Source organism: Bartonella sp. AA168HLJHH, assembly GCF_042197365.1.
Taxonomy (GTDB): domain Bacteria; phylum Pseudomonadota; class Alphaproteobacteria; order Rhizobiales; family Rhizobiaceae; genus Bartonella.
Window position 1 is genome coordinate 126,025 of sequence record NZ_JBHIRS010000001.1, and the last position, 8,728, is coordinate 134,752.

The following is an 8,728-nucleotide window of genomic DNA, read 5'->3' on the forward strand; positions in this document are numbered from 1 at the left end:
GACAGCTCTGCCTTGTTCTTCTTGCTTCTTCTCATGACGCGCTACAAAGGCATCGGCTTCCTTGCTCCATAACAAAGCATTCTGCTCAATAGTCTGTGTAAGTTCATTGCTGTTCTTAGAAAGCTCATTATGAAGATCTGTCAGCGATGTATCAACACCGCTAAAGGCTGAACCAACATCATGATATGACTGACCACCAACAACATACGTCGGAAGATTGCCTACAAGCACATCAGCACCACCACCTAAATAGTTCGATGTATTTTTAGAAACACTGTCTAGATTAGTAGTCACTGTCGTAACATTTTTATTAGTCGCAAATAACTGAGAGCCATTTACAACTTCTGTCGATTCTGCTGAAAGTACTCCTGCCTTAACACCTGAAAGTATCCGGTCTTCTTTCTTACTGTTGGCAATATTGAGTTCTGTACCTTCTACTTCTTTACCAATAGTGATAACCTTCGTATTATCATCCTGCTTGGCAAGGCTATCACTGACTACATTGGTCACATCATTGTGAACATTCGTGATAGAACTCGCAACTCCAGCAAATGCTTCCGATACACTATTGTAAACCTTTTCCTCACCAGCACTACCATCAGAATTGACAGTTTTAAGCTTGAAGGTAGGTGCAACCCATTCTCCCTTTTCATTATAACCTGCTCCTCCACCAAAATACGTCGCAAACTGTTTTTGCAGATCATAAATCTGTCCACCCGTAATCGCATCACTCGAGCCTGATACTATAGAGCCAGCTGCAAGTGATGTAAGCTTGCTGTTCTCTTTATTGTCCCCATGCGTCGCTACAAACGCACCTTTAGTCTTGCCCCATAACAATGCATCGCCTTGAACTGCTTGCGTAATATTACTTAGTTTTTCATCAAACTTTTTGACCTCATTAGACAGATGAGTGTTCACATTCTTGACACTCGTATCAAGACCCGCAAAGGCGCTACCAACATCGTTATGTGAATTAGCCGTTACTGTACCATCGTCAGAAACATTAGAGATTTTATAAGTCGGAACTGTAAAAACACCCTCTTTAAAGGATGCTTCTCCACCAAGAAACTTAGCTAAATCCTCACCGATTTTGTTAACCTGTCCACCCGTGATTGCATCACGTGAATCCTTGGCAATCTGACCATCAGCAACATTATGAAGACCAACAGCCGCCTTATCCTTACCTTTACCTAAAGTCACACTCGTGTAATCAATGCCGCCATTCTCACCCTCTTTTTTATCGTAGAGAACCACTGCTGAATCTTCTGACTGAAGACTGCTGGAAAGATCCTTCAGACTTGCATCAAGCTGCGCTTTATTGACTGCCTCGTCCCCATTTTGCGCTGCCTTAACACCAGAAAGAATTCGAGCATCACCATCCCGATTTAAAATATTGATTTTATTGCCGCCTCTTTCCGCACCAATAGTAATAAGACCCATCCTATCCTGCTTGACAAGGCTATCACTCACTACATTCGTAATCTCTTTGCTGATCTCATTTTTTACATTCGTAACAGAATTACCAACTCCAGCCAAAGCATCCGCCACATTGCCATAGTCTATCTCTTCAGATTTACCATCATCCTTAACTGTCTTAACCTTAAAACTTGGAGCTTTCCATTGTCCTTGCTCATCATAACCTGCACCTCCACCAAAATAGGTTGCAAGTTGTTCGTTCAGCGAATAAAGCTGTCCACCCGTGACAGCATCCGTTGAATCTTTAGAAACATCACCATCTAAAAGAAACGTAATTTTGCTGTTATCTTGAGTGGCTACAGCTCTGCCTTTTTCTTCTTTGCTCTTTTCATGACGTGCTACAAAGGCATTGGCTTCATCATTCCATAACAAAGCATCACCTTTAACTTGCTGAGTAATATTCGTTATGTTTTTAGTAAGTTCGTTAAACTTATTTGTTACATTATTATTGACATTCTTGATATTGCTATCAAGCTGGCTTTTGTTAACAGCGTCATTATTGTTCTTTGCTTCCCCAACACCAGAAATTATCCGATCCGCACCGCTTTCATTTGCAATATTGATTTCTGCGCCACCTACTTTTGCACCAATAGTGAGACGATGCGTTGTTTTGTCTTGCTGAACAAAGCTCTCGCTTTCCACTTTGGTAATCACATTATTAACCTGTTCAGTCAATTTATTCTGAACATTCGTGATAGAACTTCCAACACCTGTAAGTGCATCCGCTACATTCGTATAGTTCTTGTCAAAAGAAGTACCATCCTCACCAAACTGCTTGATCTTGAAATCCGGTGCTTTCCATTTGCCCTCTTTATCATATCCAGCACCACCACCAAAATAGGTTGCAAGTTGTTCGTTCAGCGAATAAAGCTGACTACCCGTTACGGCATCTGTTGATTTAGCGCTAATCTCACCATTTGCTAGAAACGTAATTCTACTGTTTTCTTGTGTCCTTACAGCTCTGCCTTGTTCTTCTTTACTCTTTTCATGACGCGCTACAAAGGCATCGGCTTCCTTGCTCCATAACAAAGAATCCTGTGCTACTCCTTCAGAAACCTCTTTAATCCTTGCATTCACATTCTTGATATTTGTATCAAGACCTGAAAAAGCGGTTCCAACACCTTGAAAGTCACTCTCTGTTACAACTCCATCTTTAGCAATGTAAGATAATTTATACGTTGGCTGTGTAAGAGCTCCATCTTTAAAGGACGCTTCTCCACCTAAAAACTTAGCTACATCCTCACCGATTTTATTAATCTGTCCACCCGTGATTGCATCATGTGAACCCTTGGCAATCTGACCATCGGCAACATTATGAAGACCAACAGCTGCCTTATCCTTACCTTTGCCTAAAGTCACACTCGTATAATCAGTTTCATCACCTGTTTTATCGTAATGAACAACAGCCGAGTCATCTGATTGAAGGCTGGTAGAAAGATCCTTCAAACCTTTATCTAATTGACCTTTGTTAACAGCGTCATTATTGTTCTTTGCTTCCCCAACACCAGAAATTATCCGATCCGCACCGCTTTCATTTGCAATATTGATTTCTGTGCCACCTACTTTTGCACCAATAGTGAGACGACTCGTTGTCTTATCTTGCTGAACAAAGCTTTCGCTTTCCACTTTGGTAATCACATTATTAACCTGTTCAGTCAATTTATTCTGAACATTCGTGAGAGAACTTCCAACACCGGCAAGTGCATCAGCTACATTCGTATAGTTCTTGTCAAAAGAAGTACCATCCTCACTAAACTGCTTGATCTTGAAATCCGGTTCTCTCCATATGCCCACTTCATCATATCCAGCACCTCCACCAAAATAGGTTGCAAGCGTGTTACCCATTGTATAGAGCTGACCACCATTTACTGCATCTGTTGAGTTTAGGGTAATCTCACCCTTTGCAAGGAACGTAATTCTACTGTTTTCTTGTGTTCTTACAGCTTTGCCTTTTTCTTCTTTGCTCTTTTCATGACGTGCTACAAAGGCATTAGCTTTATCGTTCCATAACAAAGCATCACCTTTAACTTGCTGAGTAATATTCGTTATGTTTTTAGTAAGTTCGCTAAACTTATTTGTTACATTATCATTGACATTCTTGATATTGCTATCAAGCTGGCTTTTGTTAACAGCGTCATTATTGTTCTTTGCTTCCCCAACACCAGAAATTATCCGATCCGCACCGCTTTCATTTGCAATATTGATTTCTGCGCCACCTACTTTTGCACCAATAGTGAGACGATGCGTTGTTTTGTCTTGCTGAACAAAGCTCTCGCTTTCCACTTTGGTAATCACATTATTAACCTGTTCAGTCAATTTATTCTGAACATTCGTGATAGAACTTCCAACACCGGCAAGTGCATCCGCTACATCAGGATATTCTTTGTTTTCTGTTTCGCCATCATCCTTAACGGACTTAACAGTAAATTTAGGAGCGGTCCACGCGCCATTTTCATATTTAGCGCCACCACCTAAATACTTGGCTATATTCGTGGCTACAGTTGTAACATTTTGATTTGTAGTAAACAACTGAGAACCATTGACTGCTTCCGTCGACTCTTCCGAAAGCATTCCAGCGCCCACACCTGAAATGGTCCGAGGGTCGCTTTTAGGGCCGCTAAAATCAAGATCAAATCGTTCCCATAGATCCTTACCAATAGTGATAACTTTTGTCTCATCATTTTTCTTAAGAAGAATACTGCCTCTTACATCAGCAACTTCATTTCTTACGACACTTTCTAAGTCTTTTAACTGTCTAAGATTAACTGCATCGGTAGATTCACTCCCAGCTGCTACGCCTGTAATTTGTCGCGTTATACCCTTAGCAAAATTACCAACACTCACTGCGCCCCGCGTACTTTTCCATTGCGCCTCAGCGCTTTGTGAAGGACCCTGCAACAAAGAAGTGTAACCCAAAGCAGAGGCAGCCCTATCAGATACAGAATCGCTTCCTAGAGCAACACTTCCTTCTGCCGTTGCTTCTGAATAAAAACCCAAAGCAGTAGCATTCTTTGCGGCTGACTTTGCACGATGTCCTATAGCAGTCGTAGCATATTCCAAAGCTTTAGAAACAGAACCAACAGCCGTTGAATAATCAGCCTTCGCAGTTGTATAATCATCTTTAGTATCTTCAGAACCTATTGCGATACTATGCTGGCCCAAAGAGTGCGCCGAGCGCCCTATAGAAATACTACTCAAACCTGTCGCCTTTGCTGCATACCCCAAAGCGATAGCATTTTTTGCTGTCGCCTGTGTAAAGGCACCTACACCTACACCATTATCAGCTGATACTGTTGCATTAGTACCAATACCAATCCCCTCATAATTTTCAACATAAGCTGATAAACCGATAGCTATCGCTCTTTCAGCTAACGCACGTGCAGCGTAGTAATAACAGTTTTTGCCTTCACAGTCTTGCTTATTGCCTATCGCAATAGACGACACAGAGGGCGCATTCGCCCCCTCACCCAACTCAATACCTCTGTCACCACCTCGCTGCAGTTGACTAACAGGAATGAGTTGTCTTGTTGTCAAAGCATTTGTCGTCAAAGCATTTATTGTGGAATTATTATCACTGTTACTAGAAAGAGTATTGATGAGAAAATTTGCGTAGTCACTGGCAACATCCACCTTAGGTGTCGTCGCAACACTCAACGCTGTTATATAATTTTCCTTTGATGCACTAGAAGCCTCTAAATCACTGTTATCGCGATCATAAGCAGAGATAACATTTTGTGGAGCTCCTACAACAGCGCTCTCGACACCTTCAAGGAACATTTTGCTTAAATCGACATTTGCCGAAAAACTAGGAGTAACATTCGATAAGAATGTAGCCGCTATAGCCAACGAAAGAACTTTAACAAAAGAAAAACGAGAACGTTTTAATTCACTCGCAGCTTGTGGGGCATATAATTTTTTCATAACAAACTCTCCAATGAAAAAACTTAAAAACACCTCCAAAACATAAAAAAGACACATTTTAGCATTATTGATATCTTTGGAATTCAGAGTAGACGATCATTGCTTAGAGTGTGAACATTTTGAGTCTTTAGTTTTGTTTTGTTTGCGCTCTCTGTATTGAGACCTAAATGTTTGTTTTTTAGATTATGTTTTGTGGACATAAAGATGACACATTTAGAGTCTAAGTTTTTTAGTGTGCTGTTTTTTCTAACTAAAAAGGGGTCTTTATATTTAATATTACATTTTACTTGGTAGCGGTTACTATAAAATCCTTTGTACTAGGTTGTAGTATGTATTTTCCTAATTATAGACTTTATTTTTATTAGAAAGCATGGTTTTGTTAATAATAAGTAAAGTAAAAAGAAATTGTAATATGTCCGGAATATAGTTTTCCTTGGATAACTGGCTTTTTAGTTGGATTTTTTCTTTTTAATATATCATATAATGATATATGCGCGGTCCTGTGATGTACCTTTTATCTTTACGCACTACTTATCCCCCTTTGAATTATTTTATCAAAATGAGTCTTACTAATATACACTCCCATATTGCTATAGGCTGTTCATGAAAATAGCAACATAAAAATATAACTTTTTAGCAATATGGATTCTACTGTGATCTTTTTTCAACAAAATATAGAAAAATCTTCTATAAAACCTCACAGTTTATAGCCTCATCAAATATTATGCTTATCTCTAGATAAATACTGTGCGTCTGTAAAAAAATATTCCCCCTTATTTCAATAAATAAGGGGGAATGTTTTGTTCTGTTTTCGTTGTTCGTATTATTTTATTTTCAGAGTAATTGCACCACCTATGCCCCAATGACCACCAGCACTCGTGGCAGAGAGATTAGAGCGGATTTTTCCGTTTTCAGATGTATAACCAGCACCAAGAGCAAATGCGGATTGTCCACGCCATGCGCCGCTACCAAATGAGACACTCAAAGATCCCGGCTCGTCGAAGTAACGTAGGTTGGATACTGCTAGACCAACGGCGGCGGCTTGCCTTGCCTCTTTGCGTACGCTCTTAATGTCATAACTTAAAATATTAAACTTCATATCTGTATATCGGTCAGACCGATCAACAGCATCATCAATGGCATTAATAACAATATTATCCACCCGACTATCCGTATATTTTTTTGCATCATCGAGAACAATTTTCATCTGTTGCTGAGTGTAATCATGCAGTTGACCACCATTCACAGCTTCTTTCGAACCTTGTTCAATGCGACCATTGGCAACATTATCAATCATAACAGGTTCACTTTCGTTGCCACCTTTTAGAGTGATCTTATTGGTTTTTTTACCATCAACATCTTTATCATAGTTAACTGCACCATCAGAAAGATTATTAACCGTGTTCTCAATATTATCAACTCTGTCTTCAATATTGAAAACCGTTTCACCAATATTCGTAACCGTAGTGGAAATATTGTCGACTCTGTTTTCAATATGCCTAATATCTTTTTCAACGCCAGTGATACGTTCGTTGGTCTCCCACAGCTGTCCACCATTGACTGCATCTTTTGAACCTTCTGCAATTTTACCATCTGCTACATTGATAATCTTACTTGGTTGACCATCATGGCTAGCGTCATAAGCTTTTTTCTGCTCATTCCAATTTAAACCATTGGACGAGACATTGTTTTCAACACTTTGAATACGGTCGTTTATCTTAGACATACTCTCACTTACGCCGTCAAAAGCACTGGCAACGTTATGATAATCCTTCTTTTCACCAGAGCTCCCGTCAGCTTTGAATTGTGCTATCTTGAAAGTAGGAGCAGTCCATTCTCCATTATTATAGCCAGCGCCACCACCAAAATATGCAGCAAGCTGATTACTCATCAAATAAAGTTGCGAACCATTTATAGCATCGGTTGAGTTAGCAGAAATATCTCCATTAGCAAGAAACTTAATTTTGCTATTTTCTTTGTCTGCTCCATGCTGTGCTACAAATGCCTGCTCATCATTGCTCCACAACAAAGCATCCCCTTTGACTTCTTGTGTAATATCATTGATTTTTTGTGTAAAATTATTGACCACATTCGTGAGATGACTATTCACACTCTTCACATTTGCATCGAGACCACTCAAAGCTGAGCCAACATCATGATAATTGGCTTTTGCCACCTGACCATCTTCAACAATAACAGATAAACTATAGTTTGGTCCTTTAAAAGCACCATTTTCGAACGAGGCACCACCACCAAAATAATTTGCTATATCTCCAGATATTTTTTCAATCTGCCTACCATTGATCGCATCATGCGAATCTTCAGCAATTTTCCCATCTTTAACATTATGGAGGGAAACGGGTGCTGTAGTCTTATCACCACCCAAAGTTATGCTATTATAATTAACGGTATCGTTTTCTTTATCATAAAGAACTGCAGCAGCACTTGTAAGATTAATATCATTAGAAATCTTCTCTATACTTTTATCAAGCTGGGCTTTGTTAACAGCTTCATTACCATTCACAGCTGCCTTCACACCAGAAATTGTCCTATCGTTGCCTGCATTATTTGCAATATTAATTATAGAACCTCCTGTTGCCTTACCTATGGTGATAGTACTTTCATTTTCCTCCTGCTTAACGAGGCTATTTTTTGTCGCATTCGCAATCTGATTTTGGATATTCGTGATAGAAGTATCAACAGCATTAAAAGCAGAACCAACATCATTATGAGAATTACCCTGAATTGTATAAGTGGGAGCCTTACCGTTAGATACATCTGCACCACCACCAAAATACTTTGATATATTTTTAGCAATTGTTGTCAGATTATTTGTAACAGTGTTAACATTCTGATTAGTAGCAAAGAGCTGCGAACCATTCACTGCATCGGTTGAATTAGCAGAAATGTCTCCATTGGCAAGAAACTTAATTTTGCTATTTTCTTTGTCTGCTCCATGCTGTGCTACAAATGCCTGCTCATCATTACTCCACAATAGAGAATCTTTAGAAACACCCTCAATTTTCTGAGTAAATTCATTTGCTACATGTGTTAAGCGGCTATTCACATTGTTGATATTGTCATCAAGCCCTGTCAAAGCGTCACCAACATTATTATGGTCTTTAGATACTGCTACGCCATCTTCAGAAATGCGCGATAAATGATAGAGCGGACCGAACAAAATACCGTCGCTAAATTCCGCATTCCCACCCAAAATGTTTGCTACATCTCCAGATATTTTTTCAATCTGCCTACCATTGATCGCATCATGCGAATCTTCAGCAATTTTCCCATCTTTAACATTATGGAGGGAAACGGGTGCTGTAGTCTT

At 39.6% G+C, this 8,728-nt stretch carries 2 protein-coding genes; both read right to left on the minus strand.

Going from position 1 to position 8,728, the window contains the following annotated elements:
• A partial coding sequence (locus ACFINM_RS00520) for a hypothetical protein (protein WP_375639546.1) occupies nucleotides 1-5,397 on the minus strand: 5,397 nt, incomplete at its 3' end.
• Between the two features lie 823 nt (nucleotides 5,398-6,220).
• A partial coding sequence (locus tag ACFINM_RS00525; RefSeq protein WP_375639551.1) for a Vomp family autotransporter occupies nucleotides 6,221-8,728 on the minus strand: 2,508 nt, incomplete at its 5' end.